We start from the raw sequence: 19,470 nt of genomic DNA, 5'->3' as shown, positions 1-19,470 counted from the left end.
AAAATAGTTAAATTAATCGATAATTACCTTATTACCGCCCCTTCTTCTTCACCACACCACCCTGACCATTGGCATAAAGTCGAATGTGATTATCAATACGCTTTGTAAGCGCATCATCTAATGTGTCAAACTTCTGAGGACTTCTAAGTTTAGAAAGAAGAGAAACTAAAAATGATGCAGTTAATTTTACAACCACTTCATTTTTATTGTAAAATTCACGAAATGCCTCCATCTCACCTCCTTTAGAAAGTTCTTTTTGAGTATCCCGACATATTAAAAATGCGAATCTACCATACTCGTTACCCAAATAAGAAGCACATTGCCTATATTCATTAACAGACATTTTTTCGAAATTTTTTACTTCAAAAATAATTTGTCTAGATGAATAATCTTCCCTAATACGCCGCCAAAACCCTTCCGTGGCCATATTTGCCCCAACAATATCTCTCCTCGCAGATCCATTCCCATTGGGTTTTAATTGAATATTTGTAAGCTTCCCAGCAGAAATAAGCTCAATCGCTCTTTTTGCCCAATCTTCAAACTGAGACGCATCTTCATTTCCCAACTCTATTTTTCCGAGTTCGGCTATCATTCCGCCAATGGACAAATCCCTCTGCTCCTTAACCTCTGATGATATTGTAATATCATACTCATCATATATTTGCTCAGAAATATTCTGATCCGGGAAACCCTTTTTAATTCCAAGCGCACTCCAGTAACAAGGATGAATTAAAAGCATAGAGTTTTGGTCAAATAGTCTCTCTGGCTTTTTCCCATCATGACTAAACACTATATTTCCAGAGGTTTTATCTGCCATACCAATAAAACCCACTCCATAAAGTGCCTTTAGTACCTCCTGTGCAGTTCCAAGTATCTTCAAATGCTGATATACAAGTGGATTTTCATCATTTTGCATAATTTTTTCAATAGCACTACTGGCCTGAAAAACATTTAAGCTAGGACCAAATGGAGCGAGTGACTTAGCTACATCATCAATCCCAGGAAAAACAGAAGAATATTCCTTTCGAAGATCATCGAATCTTATCTCTGAAATATGATTTGCCGAAGCATCTAAATCATCTACAATCAAGACTTTACGACCTTGTTTCTTTGCATTATAAAAAGCGGTATTCAAGAGAGATATTAAATCCCGAGGCCGATAAAGTGTCAATTTAAGACAGCTTTTAAAACCTTCGCGGCCGTGGAGTTCATTAGCAGTAACCGAATTCCACACTTTCACATCACTTTCCACATCAATAGAAAATGCTTGTCGAATCCTTTTGCATACCAAATAAAATAACTCTTGGACATCCCAATGCAATCTCAATACACTTCCTTCAACATTTCGGCTAAAATCTTGATCTGAAATCTGAATAGCCCTAAATATATTATCCCTAAGAAATAATATTGTTCTTATATTTGATGTTTTTGTTCTTAAATCATCAGATCCATAGATAATGCCATCGACTATTCCAATCCCAACCTCATCTGACTCATACCCCTCATCAAGTCGATCAATTAAAATCATTACTCTCTTACCAGCCACGCGCAGCAATTCATCCAAATCACAAGTTAGTGAATTTAGATTCAACCTTGTTGCAAGCTCAGATATGCTCTCTTCCGCACTTTCACCTGGAATAATAGCATCATTTAATGTTTTTTTAAGGCGAGAAACAATATTATCACCAAGACCTTTCCATTTTTTAAGTGGAGCATTTAATGCTGACGCGCTTATCATGTTTTGCGTCTTATAATACTGCTCCAACGCGCAACCCAGTTCCATAATCAATGCGTAACGCCATCCTGTTTTTATTGCCGAACGAATTCTCGTTAACGTCTGTCCATATTTTGCTGCTGCGGCACGCAATCCAAAAACATCTTCTTCATTCGGAGCAACAACTATCACGAAATTTTTTTGCGCTTTCCAGTCCTTCATTAATCTATAAGTAAGTGCACTTTTCCCGGTACCTCGGCGGCCCACGACTAAAAATCTACCGTCAGCTTCCGCTAGAATTTTATAGTCTTGCCAATCATAAAATGCCGTATCTAACATATTATGATCATGCTCAGCGCGAACATCACCAAGCAGATTTCCTTTATTTTCTAAGCTACTCATAGAGATCCATAAAGATAAGAAAAACACATAAATTTGTTCTAGTATTACATGGGAGTGCTTGCTTAGGGACATTGACCCCTAAATATGTGCCTGACAACATACCCCTAACCTCTTGGAGGTCTCCGTCGAAGTAACTATACCTTGCAGCCATTGCCCAAATGAATGGAAGAACAGTGCAGTGTCATGCTTTGCAGTCGCATTAGGGCTTTCCTAGTTAAGCCCAACCACACAATGACTCACAGCGTAGGCTTTACCGTAGCTCCCATAGCGAGCATCATAACTGTCCGACGTCGATGCCACTATGCTGGATGTTCTCTAAAAAAGCATTGCAATAGCACTGTGTTCACTAGCAGAAACTGAGATAATTGCAACATGTAGCAACAACATCCGCAGCTTGTCACGCGGCATAAGCACAATCAATCGCAGCAGGAGTAAAGATCATGAAATGGCAAGGCAATCGCGAAAGCGACAATGTGGAAGACCACCGTGGCGAAGGTGACGGCGGTGGCGGTGGCGGAGGAGGCTTTGGCTTTGGCGGGCGCTCGATCGGCATCGGCACCATCGTCATCGCCCTCGTCGGCTCGTATGTGCTGGGCGTCAATCCCCTTACCTTGCTGAATCTGCTCAGTGGTGGTGGTGGCCAGGTCAGCACCCAGCAAAGCCAGTCGCCCGCGCGCCAGCCACCCGAATCGGACGAGATGGCCCGCTTCGTGAAAACCGTGCTGGCCGATACGGAAGACACGTGGGGTGCCCTGTTCAAGGCCGAAGGCGGCACTTACGTCCGCCCCAAGCTGTCGCTGTTTTCGGGCAGCATCCCCACAGCCTGCGGCACGGGCCAGAGCGCCAGCGGACCCTTTTATTGCCCCGGCGACCAGAAAGTCTACCTGGACCTCGATTTCTTCAAGCTGATGCAGCAGCGCTTCAAGGTCTCGGGCGAATTTGCGCAAGCGTATGTGATTGCGCATGAAGTGGGCCACCACGTGCAAAACCTGCTGGGCTTGTCCGAGAAGGTCGACAAGGCGCGCCGCACGCAATCGGAGCGCCAGGCCAACGCCATGTCCGTGCGCCTGGAATTGCAGGCCGACTGCTTTGCCGGCGTATGGGCATTCCACGCGAACCAGGACCGCAAGATCCTGGAACAGGGCGATGTGGAAGCGGCCCTGAAAGCGGCCACGGCCATCGGTGACGATGCGCTGCAGCGCCAGTCGCAAGGCCATGTCGTGCCCGACTCGTTTACGCACGGCACCTCGGAACAGCGCGTGCGCTGGTTCAGCAAGGGTATCGAGAGCGGCCAGATTTCCCAGTGCAATACGTTTGAGGCACGCCAGCTGTAGTGGCCGCTTCCCGGCGGCGCTTAGCCTACCGGCTTCCTGAGCGCGCCGCGATAGTCGAGCGGGCCGCTGGAGCCTGAACGGCTGGAACCCTGGAACACGGGCTGGTTTTGCGGACCGTCCGGCCAGTAATACGCGGTGCTGCTGGAAGCGAGGAAGTTCAGTGACGCCGTGCAGGGATTACCGTCGGTGGGCCAGTTGATCGTTACTCCATCGATGACGACACCAGTCATCAGTTGCGTTCCCTGGACAACAAAACCCATGCGCGTCAGATACAGCGCTCCCGCCGCCTCCCAGGAGCCGCTGTCGCCACCCCATTTGGTGGCTGTGTCATAGATGCCGGAAAATTGGCCCAGCATGGCGGGCGCCTGGCCGGCGCGCACCGGCGGCGCGTCGTTCGATGCCACCACGCCGCCCGAGGTGTGCATGCTATTGCGGGTGGCGGAAAAATCGTTGCTCAGGCCGAATTCCGCGGACCAGTAACCCGCCAGGGCGGCCGTGCCGGGCGCCAGGCGCAACTGGTAGTTGGCCGCATTTTGTGCCTGGCTGAGCGCCGCGCCCCACAGCCTGACCTCCGCCAGCGCTCCATGGAAGGCGCGGAACGGTTCTTGATCCTGGTCCACGCTGCCAATGGTCAGCCGGTAACCATTATCGACATTCAGGGGCGCGGCGGCGTTGCCGCGCGTGCTGCCTGCCATGGCCGCGCCGCAATCGAGGTACAGCGTAATACTGGCGCCCTGGCGCACGGCGGCCACATGGTGCCAGCCATTGTCGCAGGCATTGCTGGCAACGCTGTCAAACTCGAAGAAACCGTAGCCATTATCGGTGGCGAACTTGATGCTGCCATCGGGCCGCACCACCAGCAGAAAGCCGCCGTTGCCGGCGCCGCCCGCCGTCGGCTTCTTGCCCAGCACACTGCCGCCGCTGCGGGTGCGGAACCAGGCCTGCACGCTGAAGTCGCCGACGCCCATGTGATAGGCGGGATTGTCGTTACAGTACAGATAGCCATTTTCAAGCTGCAGCGAGCCCACCGCCGCCACCTGCGCCGGATACAGCGCGGCGATGGCGCCGGCCACGTCGGCCGCGGCAAAGCCGCCGGCCAGCAAGGCCGGGCGCATGGCGTCCGATGACAGCGCGGGATAGACCTGGCTGTCAAGCAGCAGCGTCCCCACCGCCAGCGCCGACAGGGCGGGAAAGCCAAACGCCAGGCCCATGGCCACGTCGGCCGGCGTGCCGCCGAAGTCATTTTTCAGGATGCGCGCCAGCTCCAGCGGCGTAATGTCGGCAAACACGGCCACAAGCGCCCCTGCCAATATTCGGGCGTCAACCAGCGCGGCCAGGCCAGGAAGCGGCATGCCCAACGTAAAAACGGCCGGAAAATTCTCCTTGCGCAGAGTTTGCACGGCCTGCTCGGCGCCCTGCCCCTGACGCTTGTACTGCGTCAATTGTTCAGTCAAATATGCTTGTGCGGTCGTATCCATGGTGGCTGTTTTCCTTAAGAAAGTTCAACGTGGTGGTGGTGAATCAACTGGTGCGACGGATGGAAATGGTGAGCGCGCAGACAGAAACGGCAAGATTGGCGATCGGATTCCAGCACTGCACCCATTTGCCCTCTTCCTGTTTGCCCAAGGTCACGCTCACCTGGAAGGCGTTGCTGCTGTCAAACCCCAGCTCCTGGAGCGCGATGTTCATGTCGCCGATGCCCTGCGGCAGTGCATCAGCGCCCAGCTGCGGCGCCAGCGCCTGGGCCGCCCAGCCCATGAACTGCGCGATGGGCAAGGTCGCCACGGCCTTGCCATCGGCGGCTGAAAACTGCAAAAGGAAATTCTGCGTGCTGATCTGCCCGTCACCGCTACCGAGGCGCAGTTCGCCGTTCACGGCAATGGCCAGCGTACCGTCCGCGTCACTCATGGCCATCCCTCCGCCAGCGTTCCCGGTTGCACAAAATGGTCGACCGGCAAGCCGTCGGCGTCACGCGCACCGCCGGCGATATCGCCTCCGCTCCAGCCCCTGGGCCCGTGGCCATGGCGGCGCGCCGCGTCTTGCGCCTGGCCGTGATACCACAGGATCAGCGAATTGCGTTCGAAACCGTGATTCGACATGAAGCGGTGATAGGAGCTGGGACTGCAGGCGAAGGCGAGCAAGCGGTTCGCCAGCGGGGCGATGCGTTCGACGGTGCTCACCTGCCCTTGCGCTTCCCATCCCAGTTCGGTTTCGCCGCCCATGCCGTCTTGCCAGCCCTCGGCGCCGAAATAGTAGATCAGCGTCACGGCGCGGCAGCGCTGCACCGTCGCAGCCCCGCCTGCCATGCCGCCATCCATGTAATTGCATTCGAAGTGCCAGGGCCGCATGCCCGCACCCACGCCAGGCGGGGACGAGAAATACGCCAGATTGTAGTCGTCGTGCCAGGCATCGGAGCGGCTGCCCGGCAAGTGATGATGGAATTCGGCCACCATCTCGTCGCCCAGAGGCAAGTCAAACAGGCGCTGGCAATGATCGCGCAGGCGCGGGTCGAGAAACAGCGCCAGGGCCGGCGGCGCCTGGCGGCCGATCACCCAACAATAGGCATCGTAGCCGGGAAAACGCGCCAGCCGATCGGTAACAAATTGCTCGGACAAGCCGCGCGCGCGCAAGGCCGCAAACGTCCCCTGCAGCCGCTGATAAGCGGGCGCGGACAGGAATTGGTCCAGCACCACATGCGCAAAAGGCGCGCTGCGCACGGCGGCCCTGTGTAGCGAGCTCAAGGCCAGCGTAGCTTCGCCGTCCGCGTTGATGTCGATATCGATGTCGGGCTTCATGATTCCAATCCATAGGCCTGGCGCAAGGCGGCCACCAGTTGCATGACCGTCAGCGCGGGATACATGACGCGCAGCGCGCCGCTACACTGCTGCGCGGTATAGCCGGCCTGCGCCAACGCCTTGGCCAGCGTCGCGCCATCGGCTTGCGGCAAGGCGGCCAGCACGGCCCTGCCGGCTTCAACGGCGCTCTGCCCTGCGGCCCGCGCCGCGCGCGCCGCCTCGCCCGGACCATCAAAGACATACGCGCCTTGCAGGGCCTGCACCAGTTGCTGCACGCCCAGGCCCGCATAGGCGGCGCGCAAGCCCTGCGTCGTTTCGGCGGCGATATAGCCGGCGTGCGCCAGCGCCATGGCGTTTTGCGCCGGGCTCAGGCCGGGGAAGTTGGCCAGCAATAAAGGTCCCGCTTGCGCCCCTCCCTTGCCCGCCGCATGCAGCTGCATGGCATACGCCTGTGGCGTCGCCGTGCCATATGCCGCCAGCAGCGCGTCGAGCAACTGCTCGACCGACAGCGTTGGATAGGCGGCGCGCAAGCCTTGCGCCGTGGCCTGCGCCGTGTAGCCGGCCTGCGCCATGACTTGCGCCAGCGGGGCCGCATGCAGGCCCGGAAAGCGCGCCAGCATGGCGCCGGCGCAATCGGCGCCGCCTGCGTGCAGTGCGAATTGCTGTTGAGCAAACTGTAACGGCGTCAGTGGCGGCACGACGGTGATTTCCAGCGGCGCACTGAATGCGCCCTGCATCACCAGCGCCAGGCTGGCCAGGGCGAGCACCCTGGCAGTGACCGTGCCCGGCGGCGTGGCGGGAGGCAAGGCGATCCGGCCTTGCGCGGCGCTCGACGCCGTCTGGCCGTCGGCGATCACCTCGCCCGCGGCGTTCGTCACCTGCATGCGGTAGTGCGCGGCGCCGTCCACCGGCGCCCATTGCAACACGATATCGGGCTCCTGGTAGCTGCCGGTCGTCATCACCACCTGTCCCAGCACAGTCAGGGCAGCCGGCGCGCTTGGCGCGCTTGGCAAGGCCTGGCCCGCTTGCACGGCTTGCACGGTGGCCTGATATTGTCCGGCCGGCGCCGGCGCATCGAGCACGAATTGCGCAGTGGGCAAGGCGCCGGCGGCCACCTGCTGCTGCCGCACCTGGTCCAGCGGGTCGCGCAACCGGGCCACATAGGCAAGCCTGGCGTCGCCCGTCTGCCAGCCCAACGTCACGCTGCGCTGCGCCAGTTGCAGCACGGGACTATCCGGCGCGGCCAGCTTGCTGACGGCGACGGCCTCGCTCCACGCGCTCGGCATGTCAAGCGCGCCGTTGCGCGCCTGCATGCGCAAGGCATAGTTACCGGCGGGCGATGCGGCGGCGATGGGCACATCGGCCTGCCGCAAGCCGGCCGCCACCGGCGTTTCCTGCTCGGCGCCACCGGGCGCCGTCACGCCGATGATGAAGGCGGCCGCCGCGTCCTGCGCCGTCCACTGCAAGCTGACGGCGTCGGTGCCGGGCACGGCCAGCAGGGACGCCGGCGGCGCCAGGCGCAGCATCGTCGCGTCCGGGCTCCAGGCGCCGCTGCCGGCGCTATTGATGCCCTTGACGGCAACGCTGTAGCGCCCCGCCAGCAGGCTGGTCGAAGGATCGAGGCTGGCGCACAATCCCGCGACACTGACAAAATCGAGCAGGGTGCCGTCGGGACCGCACAGTCTGGCGCCGTAGCTGCTGGCGCGGTCCGCGGCCTGCCAGCTTGCCAGCACCTTGCCGCCCTGGAAGCTGAGCACCGGCGCGGCCGGCGCAGCGGGAACGGCCGGCCCCGGTCCTGGCCCAGGTCCAGGCGGTGGTGGCGGCGGTGGTGGCGGCGGTGGTGGCGGCGGCGGTGGCGGCGGTGGTGGTGGCGGCGGCGGTGGTGAAGGTGGCGTCGTCGGCCAGTTGTTGCACAGCAAAGTGGACGCCACGGACTTCAGCACGGCCGGGGCCACGGTGGCAGCAAAGAAGGCAGCCGACTTTGCAGGATCGTCGAGCAGCGCCTTCACCAGCGAGGCGGCGGCGCCGACGATGGCATCGATAATCAGCTGGCCCAGGGCGTCAAAGGAAAAACTGTCGGGCTTGGTGATGGGGATGCTGATCGGCGCAGGAAAGTCGACCGAGACCACCGGCTCGCCCGCCACCAGGATGGTGAACGTCCCGCGCAGCTCTATCTTCAATCCATTGGTGGAGGAAAAAGACGGCTTTACCTTGAAAGCGGAAGTGACGACCTTGTCGAACACCAGGCCGACGAAGGCGCCACATCCATTTGTGTTGCTCAGTTTTTGCAGCGTCTGCAGTAATTGCAAGTCCGCCAGCAAGGTATCGGGCGGCGCCCAGTTGCTGACCTGGAAGCCATTTTTCTTGCTATAGGTAAAACTGATACTGGGGTCGGTGAACGGTCCATAGGTCCCGTTGGCGCTCAGGACGCCGCCAAATTGAGTATAGTCGCCTACTTCCTGGGTGATCCTCAGGATGCTCGACAGATTGAACCTGGTCTGCAGGAATTGCAGGCCGACACTCAGCTGCGCTCCCTTGTCGCCACCCTGGCTGAACACGGTGACTTCGGGTGCGTGGGCGAAGCTGCTGTCATAGATCTGCAGAAAACCCAGGTCGATGGGCGCGCTCAGGCTGCCGCTGATGCGCACGCCACTGCTGGTGCCGCCCGTCGTCACGGCCACCGACACGAAGGCGCTGAAATCCATGATGGAGATCTGCGTCTGGTCCAGCACGAAGCCTTGCGTCGGGAATCCCCCAAATGGCGCGGTGGCATAGTACAGTCGGATGGGCTTGTCTGGCGCCTGGCCGGAAAATTCAATGGGAATCAAATCGCCCCAATTCACTCCCAGCGCGGCCGAGGACAGGAAGGTGTAGATGGAAATGGGCTGTGCGATGGTCGCGCTGACCACGACCAGCTTGCCTTGCTCGAACCAGATATCGCCCGTCAGGCGCAGGCTGCCGAAATCGAGCCGGATCTGGAAGTGGAGCGAGGCGCCGGACGCACCACGCTTGAACGCCAGCGTCCAGTCCTTGACCGTGACGCCCGTCAAGCCCAGCGGATCGTGCCAGTCCATCTGTACGGTGCCGCTAAACGACAGATCACCGGATTGGCAGTCGTATTGCAAGGATGCGGCTGTCAACAATAGCTGGGGGAAACTATCCGGCAAGGACAGGAAGCTCGCCCGCATGAGCTCGTCGATCATCTGGCGAAAATCGATACTGGAATTTTTCTCCAGCTCGGCCAGAATACTGGTGCCCGGCAGCGATAGCCTGGCCGACAGGCTTCCCTGTCCCAAGACGATCGTGCCGGCAATATTGACCAGGGTGCTCATGCGATATGCATTCCGCGCTGAAAAGTGGATAAACCGCGCGGCAGGCGCCGCGCGATGCAAGCTGGCGGCGACCTCAGGCGGGCGTGCGCACGATGCTCAGCGCCACCCCTTGCAGGCTGATGGCGATGCCCGCGATCGGCGTCCAGTCATCCTTCCATTTCTTGTCAGCGTCGACCGAACCGAGACTGGTGGCGAGCGTCAGGTTGCCATTGGTGTTCATATCGAGTTGGGTCACCGCCACCGACAGCGTTTTCAAACTGGTGGGCAGGTCGGCGTCCGTCACTGTCAGGCCGACTGCCGTGGCGGCCCAGGTGATGAAATCGCCGACGACGATGGTGATGGCATCCTGAGGTGCCTGCGGACCATACTTGAATTCGAATTCTTGCGCTTTGGCTGGCGGCAATTGCGTTTCGATCGGAATCGAGATGTTCTTGGTGGGATCGGTGGAAGTCCCGATTACGATATTTCCCTTGAGCGTAGTGGTCACTGTCATGGCATTTCCCTTAAGTTTCGTTAACAAACCAGGTGTGCTGCATGCTTAAATTAGCCACAAAACGCTGTCGCGCTATCGTTAAGTGACGAAAATTCATGCTCGTGTAAGCCGTCCGCATCACGCCAGCAGTGCGCCATCGCCATTGCCCTCAATCAGCGAGCGCAGCTGCGCGCAGACGACCTTGATCGTCACGCTTGCGGCAAACGCCGCAAGCGCCAATAAATCGGTTGCAGTGGACTGCGATACGCGCCGGCCGGCACCGGCACGGACTTGTGGGCGTCGCCGGGCAGGCCGCACCACGGCAGGATGAAGTGGAAAATTGTCGCATACGGCATGGCGCGCTCCCGGCAAAATGAAAGCCGGCAAAACCGATGCTCAGGGCATCGGCGGCCAACTTTCCCTGTGGCTGAACGGCGGCATATGGGTGCGGCGCGGCTCAGCAGGGAAAGACAGTATGCAGTTAAAAAAATGATTAATAGTCATCAAATGTCACGATGACTTAAAAACTTGAAATAAGTGTCAGGCGCTATGCCTCAACGCGGCCATGCCGCGGGGGAAGCGCTCAAGGCACGCTCACATCGAAGCGCTTAGCCATTTTTTTGAGTTCGCCGCTATCGATCAGGCTATTCAGTTCCTGATCGAACTGCAGGCGCAGCTTGTCGAAGGTGGGAGAGCGGGGAAAGGCGAAATAGCCGTTTTGTATGTCAATTACCTTGGGCAAAGGTTTCACCTGGCGAGCATAGCCCAGGCGGGCGATCACGGGGTCGGTATTGCGGCGGTTGCTGATGAACACGTCGACGTGGTTGTGCACCAGCATCTTCAAGCCATTTTCCACATTATTGGCCACACTGACCTGCAAGCCGGGCCGCACGCGCTCCCAGTCCGCGCCATACGCCCAGCCATTGAGCAGCACCACCCTGCGGTTCTTCAGCGCCGCGTAGTCGCCATCCCAGCCGAAACTGGCATCCTGGCGCGTATAAAAGACCATCTGGTCCTGGTAGAACGGCTTGTCGGAAAACCCCATGCTGGCGATGCGCTCGGGCGTCTTGTAGGGGCCGATCAGGATATCGGCCTGGCCCTGCACCAGCATGGCTTGCGCGCGCGCCCACGGCACCATGCGAAAACGCACGGTGTTACCCGTGCGCGCCGCCATCAGCCGCAGCAGTTCCGCACCCAGCCCGCCATACTCGCCACCGTCCTGATACTCGAACACGCGCTCGAACTGCGCGCCCACGGCCAGCAGTTCCCGGGCTGGCGCCTGCGATGGCACAAGCAGCGTCGGCCACAGCAGCGCCAAGGTTAGCAGGCGCCGCCCTGCTCCTTTCATCAGCCGACGATGCGCAAGGAGTAATCGGTGGCCCGCACGTCCTTCGTCAGGCTGCCGATCGAGATGCGGTCCACGCCCGTTTCGGCAATCGCCCGCACGGTGTCGGCATTGATGCCGCCCGACGCTTCCAGCAAGGCGCGGCCGTTGGTGACGGCCACGGCGTCGCGCAGCATGTCGTTGCTGAAGTTATCGAGCAGCACGGAGACGGCACCCGCGTCCAGCGCTTCGCGTAATTGCGCCAGGTTTTCCACCTCGATCTGCACGGGCACGCCCGCGTCGAGGTTGCGCGCGTTTTCCAGGGCCTGGCTGACGCCACCGGCGGCCGCGATATGGTTTTCCTTGATCAGGATGCCATCGTACAGGGCCAGGCGCTGGTTCTTGCCGCCACCGACGCGCACCGCATACTTTTGCGCCAGGCGCAAGCCAGGCAAGGTCTTGCGCGTATCTAAAATGGACGCCCTGGTGCCGGCGACCACGTCCACATACCGGCGCGTGGCCGTGGCCACGGCCGACAGCAGTTGCAGGAAATTGAGCGCGCTGCGCTCGGCCGTGAGCAAGGCGCGCGCTGGCGCCTGAATGGTGCAGACGACGCTGTCGGCCGTCATCATGTCGCCTTCGGCATAATGCCAGGCGATATCGATGCTGCGGTCCAGGCTTTTCATGATGCCTTCGAACCACGGCGCGCCGCACAGCACGGCCGCTTCGCGCACGATGACGCGCGCCGTGACGATGTGGTCGGGCGGCACCAGTTCGCCCGTCAGGTCGCACTGGCCCACGTCTTCCAGCAAGGCGGCCAGCAGATTGCCTTCGAACGCGCGCGCCAGGGCGGGGTCAAAGGGAGCGAAAGAATTAACGAGGGTACTCATGCTGGACCGATTCCTTGGAACAATGTGGTTTCTTTTGCCAGGTCCGCACCCGGCTTGAGGCCCGCCTTCTTGGCGGCGGCGAAGTCGAGCATGCGCTTGATCGAACGCACGGCCAGCTGGCCGACGGCGGGATCGACGTGGATTTCGTTGTGCATGTTTTCCAGCGTTTGCGCCAGGTTCAGCAAGCCGTTCATGGCCATCCACGGGCAGTGCGCGCAGCTTTTGCAGGTGGCGCTGTTGCCGGCCGTGGGCGCTTCGATGAAGCGCTTGCCGGGTGCGGCCGCGCGCATCTTGTGCAGGATGCCGTTGTCGGTGGCGACAATAAACGTGTCCGTATCCATGGTTTGCGCTGCCGCAATCATTTGCGACGTCGAGCCCACCATGTCGGCCAGCGCCACCACGTTGGCGGGCGACTCCGGATGCACGAGCACCTTGGCTTGCGGATACTCTTCCTTGAGCAAATCGAGTTCGATGCCCTTGAATTCGTCGTGCACGAGGCAGCTACCCTGCCACAGCAGCATGTCGGCGCCCGTTTCCTTCTGGATATACCCGCCCAGGTGCTTGTCGGGCGCCCAGAGGATTTTCTTGCCCTGCGCATGCAGGTGCGCAACGATGTCGAGGCCGATCGACGACGTCACCATCCAGTCCGCGCGCGCCTTGACGGCCGCGCTGGTGTTGGCGTAGACCACCACCGTGCGGTCCGGATGGGCGTCGCAGAAGGCCGTGAATTCATCCACCGGGCAGCCGAGGTCGAGCGAGCAGGTCGCATCGAGGTCGGGCATTAATACGGTTTTCTCGGGACTGAGGATTTTCGCCGTTTCGCCCATGAAGCGCACGCCGGCCACGACCAGGGTCTTGGCCGGATGGTCGCGCCCGAAGCGGGCCATTTCCAGCGAATCGGAGACGCAGCCGCCCGTGGCTTCGGCCAGGTCTTGCAGGTCGGCATCAACGTAATAGTGGGCAACGAGCACGGCTTCGCGCTCGATCAGCAGACGCTTAATGCGCGTGATCAGTTCGGCTTTTTCAGCCGGGGACGGCGTCGCTGGCGTGCGTGCCCAGGCATGGGCAGTGCAGCTGGCTCCGTCTTGTGGGTGTTCATACTCGACGGATTTGATGGCTAAAGTTTGCATGGCTGTGTCAAACAAAAACGGGATAGACCGGCACGAACGCAATGAAGCTGGTGCGCCGGAACGAAAGGACCGCGGCGCGTCGGTGTGGTGCTGGGTGGCCTCGCTGGCCGGAATTGTCGGATTACGCTGCGCTAATCCGACCTACGCGACCTACGCGACCAACCCGGGCAACTCACCCTGACGTAGGTCGGATTAGCGCACAGCGCGTAATCCGACGCAACGTTAGCCTATAAATTAATCGATACCCTGGCTCTTCAAGTAATCTTCGTAATTGCCGTTGTAATCGACAATGCCGTCTTCCTTGATCTCGATGATGCGGTTCGCCAGCGAGGAAACGAACTCCCGGTCATGCGACACGAAGATCAGGGTGCCCGCGTATTTTTCCAGCGCGATGTTCAAGGATTCGATCGATTCCATGTCCATGTGGTTGGTCGGCTCATCGAGCATCAGCACGTTGTGGCGGCCCAGCATCAGCTTGCCGTACATCATGCGGCCCTTTTCACCACCGGACAGCACCTTCACGGCCTTTTTCACGTCGTCGCCGCCGAACAACAAGCGGCCCAGGATGGAACGCACGGCCTGGTCGTCGTCGCCCTCTTTCGTCCACTGGCCGATCCAGTCGGTCAGGTTCGTGTCCTTGGCGAAATCTTCCGTCGGGTCTTGCGGCATGTAGCCGACATTCGCGTTTTCCGCCCACTTCACGCGGCCCTGGTCCGGCTGCAGGCCGGCGATGTCGCCCGCGATGCAACGCAGCATGGTGGTCTTGCCGGCGCCGTTGGCGCCGATGATGGCGATGCGCTCGCCCGCTTCGACCATGATGCTGAAATTCTTGAACAGGGTGCGATCAAAGCCCTTGGTGATGTTTTCCACTTCCACGGCCAGGCGGTGCAATTTCTTTTCGCCGTCGAAACGCACAAACGGATAGGCGCGCGACGATGGCTTGATGTCATCGACCTTGATCTTTTCGATCTGCTTGGCGCGCGATGTCGCCTGGCGCGCCTTGGATTTGTTGGCGGCGAAGCGGCGCACGAATTCCTGCAGCTCGGCAACCTTGTCTTTCGCTTTCGCGTTGTTGGCCAGCTGCTGGTTGCGCGCCTGGGTCGAGGCGAACATGTATTCGTCGTAATTACCCGGGTAAATCTTCAGGGTACCGTAGTCCATGTCGGCCACGTGGGTGCAGACCTGGTTCAGGAAGTGGCGATCATGGGAAATGATGATCATGGTGGAATTGCGCTCGTTGAGCACGTCTTCCAGCCAGCGAATCGTGTTGATGTCCAGGTTATTCGTCGGCTCGTCGAGCAGCAGGATGTCCGGATTCGAGAACAGCGCCTGCGCCAGCAGCACGCGCAGCTTCCAGCCTGGCGAGACATTGCTCATCGGGCCTTGATGCAGCTCGATGGCGACACCGGCGCCCAGCAGCAGTTCGCCCGCGCGCGATTCGGCCGTGTAGCCGTCGTATTCGGACACTTTGCCTTCCAGATCGGCCGCCTGCATGTAGTCGTCGTCGGTCGCTTCCGGGTTCGCGTAGATGGCGTCGCGTTGCTGGATGGCGGCCCACATTTCCGTGTGGCCCATCATGACCACGTCAAGCACGCGCATGTCTTCAAACGCGAACTGGTCCTGGCGCAGCTTGCCCAGGCGCTCGTTGGTGTCGAGCATGACGTTGCCGCCCGATGGGTCCAGGTCGCCGCCCAGGATCTTCATGAACGTCGACTTGCCGCAGCCGTTGGCGCCGATCAAACCATAGCGGTTGCCGTCGCCGAACTTGACGGAGATATTCTCAAACAATGGCTTGGCGCCAAACTGCATCGTAATATTTGCTGTAGATAGCATGTGATATTGGGTCTTTATTCAGTTAAAACAGCTAGTTAAATACTTTTCTCCCATTATACAGCACCCACCCTCATCACTCTATAGTGGTCGGCCGAGGGCGACCGGAGTACATGCTGAGAAATAATGGCAAGAAAATATGATTGCCGCCATTCCATTTAGCGGCTACCCTGCGTGGCATCCGTTCCCACCCCTCTAGCTCACAGGCATCTCTTGAAAAAAATCACCATCGCCGCCGCCGTGGCCGTCATTGCCGTCGCTGTCACCGCCTACGCTTCGCCGTACTACGCCTTGCACCAGATCAAGACCGCCCTGGCCGAGCGCAATGCCGACGCCCTGGCCGGGCACGTGGACTTCCCCGCCCTGCGCGCCAGCGTCAAGGCACAGCTGGAGGCCAGCATGGCTCGCAGCATCGAGGCGACCGCCGGCAGCGGCAACCCGCTGGCCGCCCTGGGCCAGTCGATCGCCAGCGCCATGCTGGGCAAGATGGTCGACACCATGGTCTCGCCCGCCGGCGTGGTGGCACTGGTCAACAAGAGCGCCGTCAGCCCGCAAGCGGGAGCCGATGCAAGTGCGGATGCCCCGGTCGATGGCACGCAGAAAAAGGCCGACTATTCGGCAAGCTATGCCGGCGTGAACACCTTCGTCGTGCGCGCCAAGGAGGGCAATGCGCAGGAAGGCGCGCTGGTCCTGCAGCGCCATGGCGTGTGGGACTGGAAGCTGAGTTCGATCGAGATTGCGTCGGCGATGGCAGCACATTAAAGGGAAGGAAGGCGCAAGGAACACGCATGCGCAGGCAATCCGAGACACAATGCCTGCCACTTGTAGCAGATTGCAGGAGATTTCATGCTGAAACACGCGGCCTTATCGCTGGCAATGGCCCTCGCCAGCGCCACGTCATTCGCCCACGCCCTCGATGGCACAGCCGGGAGCAGCCACTCTGTCGCCTCGCGCATGCAGGCGGAAACATCGAGCGCGGCCGACCCCGACGCGCCCGCGCCGCTGCCCGTGTCCAGCGACATTTCGCTGGCCGAACTGGAGCGCCGCTGGGCGCTGGGACAGGCGCAGGCCGAAGAAAAACACTACACCAGCGCGCTCGACCCGGCCGTGCTGACGGCCCTGGCGCGGCAGATGGAATGCCTGGATATCGTCGGCGTGCAAGCGTATGGCTTCCCGCTGGATCGGGCGCAGCCTGCCGTGCTGAGCGGCGCGCACCTGCTGGCGCGCTGCCCGGACAGGGCCTACCTGACGATCACGGCGATGTCGATGGCGGGCAAGACGGGCAAGCGCGTCACGATTTCGTCGCAGTCATTCAAGCAGACGGTCGATGGCAAGCCCGCGCGGCGCCTGTATTACAAGGCCCCCAACGGCCGCCAGAAGGAAACGCTGACCATCGTCGATGGCAGTTATGTGTATGCGCTTGAATACTGGTCGCTCGATGACAGCCAGCAGAGCGGCATGGTCGGCATGCGCCGCATGGAAACATTGACGTTACCGCAACAACAGGGGAAGTTATCTTGCAGGGACGAGGCCGGAGCACAGCCTTGTCGGCAGTAAACGGCAGCGGCCGGCGGCAAACATGCCGCCGGCCACGTTCAGACACCGCTGCTTACATGCCCAGGGACTTGAGCAGGTCGGCGTTGTCGTCGTCTTCCGGTTCCACTGCCGGCGCCGGGCCGGCGTCGCGTTCGCGGTTCGCGTATTCCGTATCCATCAGCGAGTCGGCATCGACTTCGCGCGAATCGAAATCGTGCAACTTGATGAACTCGGTACGGTCGATCGCCAGTTCCAGATAGAAAATATTGTTCTTTTCCGTGTAGAAGGTAACGCGACGCATTTCCGGGCGGTCCAGCGGCGTGTCGACGCTGAGCATCACCTGCTTGTTCAACACCAGCATCTTCGGCTGGCTTTGGGTGATGTTCGTTTGCAGTTCGCGCCGCACCTTGCCCGTGAAGTCGCCCACGATCTGGTTCATCAGCTCGCCCATGATGTTCGACACTTCGTCCGACGTGTAGAAATTGGCCAGTTCTGACTTCGGCATACCCATGTGCAACATGTAGCGCTCGTAGATTTCCATCGCCGTATCGGCGGCAAAATTGAGCACCACCAGGCCCGTGAAACCACCATCGAACATCACGAAGCAACCGATGTCGGGCTTCAGGCCGGTCTTGGTAATGCGCTGCACCATGCCTGAATAATTGACTCTACTTTGCGTTGCAACGTTGAGCACCCGAACCACCGAGTTGCACAAACTCATCAACAAATCTTCTGTACCGTACACAACATCCTTTTCTGCATCCATGAGCAACCTCTCCTACTATTTTAAAGATGACAGCACTGTTTCCCTGCCCGTCGCGAGCCGAAACACGACCGTTTCGCTCAGCAAGCGGACGACTTCACCTTTGCATGCCCGACCTTGCCTGGCCGTGCGAGCCGCGTTGCCGCTGGCACGAACCGCCCTGTTACCTTTTTCTGTATAGAAATAAGTATCAGATGCGCAGAATACCCAGATGTAACATTTCCGTCCAGCCATACCTGCATTTACTTGACGATCTGTGCGGAAATACCATACGCCGCCTGCGGGGCCACAGTGCCGGAGGCTAGCCGCCCATGGTCAAGGCCAAGGGCCGACGCCCTGCTGGCCGCGCCGCGCCGGCCTGGGTGGTATGCGGCGCATCCTTCAGGCGAAACACTTGCACGGCGTGCGACAGCTGCGCCGCCTGATCCTGCATGGCATTGGCCGCGGCCGCCGCTTCTTCGACCAGGGCCGCATTCTGCTGCGTCACCTGGTCCATCTGGCTGATGGCTTCATTCACCTGCTCGATGCCGAGGCGCTGCTCTTCGCTCGCATCCGTAATCTCGCCGATGATGGCGCTCAGGCGCTGCACGCTATCAACCACGTCCTGCATGGTGGCACCGGCCTGGTCGACCAGCTTGCTGCCCGCACCCACCTTGTCCACGGAATCGTCGATCAAGCCCTTGATTTCCCTGGCGGCGCTGGCCGAACGCTGGGCCAGGTTGCGTACTTCCGTGGCCACCACGGCAAAACCGCGTCCCTGTTCGCCGGCGCGGGCAGCCTCCACGGCGGCATTCAAGGCCAGGATATTCGTCTGGAAGGCGATGCCGTCGATCACACCGATGATATCGGCAATCTTGCGCGAGGAATCATTGATCGAGCCCATGGTCTGCACCACTTCGGATACCACCGCGCCGCCCTTGACGGCCACAGCGGACGCCGCCGACGCCAGCGAGCGCGCCGCCAGCGCATTGTCCGCATTCTGCTTGACGGCCGCAGTCAGCTCTTCCATTGACGACGCCGTTTCTTCCAGCGAACTGGCCTGCTGTTCCGTGCGCGATGACAAGTCCATGGTCCCGACGGCGATCTGCGCGGAAGCAGTGGCAATGGTATCGGTGCCGCCGCGCACTTCGCCCACGATGCCAACCAGCGCCGTGTTCATGTCGCGCAGGGCGGCCATCAGCTGACCCGTTTCATCTTGCGAACGCACGACGATATCGCTGCTCAGGTCGCCCTGCGCCACGCGCTGGGCCAACGCCACCGCCTCGACCAGCGGGCGCGTGATGTTACGGGTCAGCAAGATCGCCAGCATGCACGCCAGCAGTGCGGCGATGACGCCGCCGCCCAACAAGACCCACGTCGTGCGCGACTGCAAGGCGGCCGCTTCGTGGCCCCGTTGCCCTAATAACATACTTTCCGTCTTGCCTATGTCGGCGAGCAAGATACGCATTGCATCCATGGCCGCCTTGCCCTTGCCGGCCTGCTCCGCCGCCACCACGGCGTCGAGGCTGCCATCGACGGCCGCCGCGCGGCGCAAGGCGATCACGGGATTGATGGCCGTCGCCAACCATTGCTGCTGAGCACCTTCCAATGCCTTCAGCCGCTCCAGCTGGGTAGGGTTGTCGGCAGTCAAGGTGCGGATCTTTTGCAAGTGTTCGGTAAAGCCGCGCTGGCCGCTTGCCAGCGGTTCCAGCGAGCTATCCTTGCCGGTCAGGGCAAAGCCGCGCTCGCCGGTCTCGATGTTGATCAGGCTTTCGAGCAAGGCATTGGCCTCTCCCATGACCTCGTACGTATGGATATTCAGTCCATTGGCCTCACCCAGGCGGGAAAAATTCGCTTGCGCAGACGCGACCAGTATCGCCAGCAAGGCGACGACGGCGCCAAAGGCCAGATACAGGCGGGTGCCGATCTTCAAGTTGGACAATGCCATTTTCGTACTCCATGTAAGAAC

16 protein-coding genes are annotated in these 19,470 nt (G+C 59.8%); 3 read left to right on the top strand and 13 right to left on the bottom strand.

What is annotated here, in order from left to right:
* Window positions 1-31: 31 nt before the first annotated feature.
* A complete protein-coding gene (locus KY494_RS01700; RefSeq protein ID WP_219889636.1) occupies window positions 32-2,116 on the bottom strand; it encodes a P-loop ATPase, Sll1717 family in 2,085 nt (694 codons plus the stop codon).
* Between the two features lie 440 nt (window positions 2,117-2,556).
* Between KY494_RS01700 and KY494_RS01695 the strand changes: the two genes are divergently transcribed.
* On the top strand, window positions 2,557-3,450 hold the full coding sequence (locus tag KY494_RS01695; RefSeq protein WP_219889635.1) for a neutral zinc metallopeptidase: 894 nt from the start codon (window positions 2,557-2,559) through the stop codon (window positions 3,448-3,450).
* A 20-nt stretch (window positions 3,451-3,470) separates the two neighbouring features.
* Here the strand turns inward: KY494_RS01695 and KY494_RS01690 are convergent, their stop codons facing one another.
* From KY494_RS01690 to KY494_RS01645, 10 genes are all read right to left on the bottom strand, one after another.
* The gene (locus tag KY494_RS01690; RefSeq protein ID WP_219889634.1) at window positions 3,471-4,928 is read right to left on the bottom strand and encodes a LamG domain-containing protein; all 1,458 of its coding nucleotides are present in this window, start codon (window positions 4,926-4,928) and stop codon (window positions 3,471-3,473) included.
* Window positions 4,929-4,971: 43 nt separating this feature from the next.
* A complete protein-coding gene (locus KY494_RS01685) occupies window positions 4,972-5,358 on the bottom strand; it encodes a hypothetical protein (RefSeq protein ID WP_219889633.1) in 387 nt (128 codons plus the stop codon).
* Window positions 5,355-6,245, bottom strand: coding sequence for a 2OG-Fe(II) oxygenase (locus tag KY494_RS01680; protein WP_219889632.1), 891 nt, complete (start codon window positions 6,243-6,245; stop codon window positions 5,355-5,357). Before KY494_RS01680 ends, KY494_RS01685 begins: the two co-directional genes overlap by 4 nt.
* Entirely contained in the window at window positions 6,242-9,577 is a 3,336-nt protein-coding gene (locus KY494_RS01675; protein WP_219889631.1) for a hypothetical protein, read from the bottom strand. The genes KY494_RS01680 and KY494_RS01675 overlap by 4 nt, the downstream gene beginning before the upstream one ends.
* Before the next feature lie 73 nt (window positions 9,578-9,650).
* Complete coding sequence (locus KY494_RS01670) at window positions 9,651-10,070, bottom strand: hypothetical protein (RefSeq protein WP_219889630.1); 420 nt, start codon at window positions 10,068-10,070, stop codon at window positions 9,651-9,653.
* A 188-nt stretch (window positions 10,071-10,258) separates the two neighbouring features.
* Window positions 10,259-10,405, bottom strand: a complete 147-nt coding sequence (locus KY494_RS01665; RefSeq protein ID WP_219889629.1) for a hypothetical protein — start codon at window positions 10,403-10,405, stop codon at window positions 10,259-10,261.
* Window positions 10,406-10,632: 227 nt separating this feature from the next.
* Window positions 10,633-11,397, bottom strand: a complete 765-nt coding sequence (locus tag KY494_RS01660) for an ABC transporter substrate-binding protein (protein ID WP_219889628.1) — start codon at window positions 11,395-11,397, stop codon at window positions 10,633-10,635.
* The gene (nadC, locus tag KY494_RS01655) at window positions 11,397-12,263 is read right to left on the bottom strand and encodes a carboxylating nicotinate-nucleotide diphosphorylase (RefSeq protein ID WP_219889627.1); all 867 of its coding nucleotides are present in this window, start codon (window positions 12,261-12,263) and stop codon (window positions 11,397-11,399) included. The genes KY494_RS01660 and nadC overlap by 1 nt, the downstream gene beginning before the upstream one ends.
* Complete coding sequence (gene nadA / locus KY494_RS01650; RefSeq protein ID WP_219889626.1) at window positions 12,260-13,393, bottom strand: quinolinate synthase NadA; 1,134 nt, start codon at window positions 13,391-13,393, stop codon at window positions 12,260-12,262. The genes nadC and nadA overlap by 4 nt, the downstream gene beginning before the upstream one ends.
* A 234-nt stretch (window positions 13,394-13,627) precedes the next feature.
* Complete coding sequence (locus KY494_RS01645; RefSeq protein ID WP_219134346.1) at window positions 13,628-15,226, bottom strand: ABC-F family ATPase; 1,599 nt, start codon at window positions 15,224-15,226, stop codon at window positions 13,628-13,630.
* Window positions 15,227-15,436: 210 nt separating this feature from the next.
* On the opposite strand from KY494_RS01645, the gene KY494_RS01640 reads away from it, so the two are divergent.
* Both KY494_RS01640 and KY494_RS01635 read left to right on the top strand, forming a co-directional pair.
* A complete protein-coding gene (locus KY494_RS01640) occupies window positions 15,437-15,985 on the top strand; it encodes a DUF2939 domain-containing protein (RefSeq protein WP_219889625.1) in 549 nt (182 codons plus the stop codon).
* A gap of 84 nt (window positions 15,986-16,069) precedes the next feature.
* A complete protein-coding gene (locus tag KY494_RS01635) occupies window positions 16,070-16,780 on the top strand; it encodes a hypothetical protein (RefSeq protein ID WP_219889624.1) in 711 nt (236 codons plus the stop codon).
* 52 nt (window positions 16,781-16,832) lie between these two features.
* On the opposite strand, the gene KY494_RS01630 is transcribed toward KY494_RS01635, so the two are convergent.
* Window positions 16,833-17,525: a DUF3334 family protein gene (locus KY494_RS01630; RefSeq protein WP_219134343.1), complete on the bottom strand. Its 693-nt coding sequence runs from the start codon at window positions 17,523-17,525 to the stop codon at window positions 16,833-16,835.
* A 298-nt stretch (window positions 17,526-17,823) separates the two neighbouring features.
* Window positions 17,824-19,449 (bottom strand): methyl-accepting chemotaxis protein, encoded by a 1,626-nt coding sequence (locus KY494_RS01625; protein WP_219889623.1) that lies wholly within the window; start codon window positions 19,447-19,449, stop codon window positions 17,824-17,826.
* Window positions 19,450-19,470: the final 21 nt, after the last annotated feature.

Source organism: Janthinobacterium sp. PAMC25594 (assembly GCF_019443505.1).
Lineage (GTDB): Bacteria > Pseudomonadota > Gammaproteobacteria > Burkholderiales > Burkholderiaceae_D > Janthinobacterium.
This window is presented reverse-complemented; position numbering and strand designations above follow the sequence as displayed.

Coding starts and splice junctions, on each gene's coding strand:
- KY494_RS01680 (WP_219889632.1), bottom strand. CDS start 6,245: ATGAAGCCCGACATCGATATCGACATCAACGCGGACGGCGAAGCTACG.
- KY494_RS01660 (WP_219889628.1), bottom strand. CDS start 11,397: ATGAAAGGAGCAGGGCGGCGCCTGCTAACCTTGGCGCTGCTGTGGCCG.
- nadA (WP_219889626.1), bottom strand. CDS start 13,393: ATGCAAACTTTAGCCATCAAATCCGTCGAGTATGAACACCCACAAGAC.
- KY494_RS01645 (WP_219134346.1), bottom strand. CDS start 15,226: ATGCTATCTACAGCAAATATTACGATGCAGTTTGGCGCCAAGCCATTG.
- KY494_RS01695 (WP_219889635.1), top strand. CDS start 2,557: ATGAAATGGCAAGGCAATCGCGAAAGCGACAATGTGGAAGACCACCGT.
- KY494_RS01635 (WP_219889624.1), top strand. CDS start 16,070: ATGCTGAAACACGCGGCCTTATCGCTGGCAATGGCCCTCGCCAGCGCC.
- KY494_RS01685 (WP_219889633.1), bottom strand. CDS start 5,358: ATGAGTGACGCGGACGGTACGCTGGCCATTGCCGTGAACGGCGAACTG.
- KY494_RS01675 (WP_219889631.1), bottom strand. CDS start 9,577: ATGAGCACCCTGGTCAATATTGCCGGCACGATCGTCTTGGGACAGGGA.
- KY494_RS01690 (WP_219889634.1), bottom strand. CDS start 4,928: ATGGATACGACCGCACAAGCATATTTGACTGAACAATTGACGCAGTAC.
- KY494_RS01625 (WP_219889623.1), bottom strand. CDS start 19,449: ATGGCATTGTCCAACTTGAAGATCGGCACCCGCCTGTATCTGGCCTTT.
- KY494_RS01665 (WP_219889629.1), bottom strand. CDS start 10,405: ATGCCGTATGCGACAATTTTCCACTTCATCCTGCCGTGGTGCGGCCTG.
- KY494_RS01700 (WP_219889636.1), bottom strand. CDS start 2,116: ATGAGTAGCTTAGAAAATAAAGGAAATCTGCTTGGTGATGTTCGCGCT.
- nadC (WP_219889627.1), bottom strand. CDS start 12,263: ATGAGTACCCTCGTTAATTCTTTCGCTCCCTTTGACCCCGCCCTGGCG.
- KY494_RS01670 (WP_219889630.1), bottom strand. CDS start 10,070: ATGACAGTGACCACTACGCTCAAGGGAAATATCGTAATCGGGACTTCC.
- KY494_RS01630 (WP_219134343.1), bottom strand. CDS start 17,525: ATGGATGCAGAAAAGGATGTTGTGTACGGTACAGAAGATTTGTTGATG.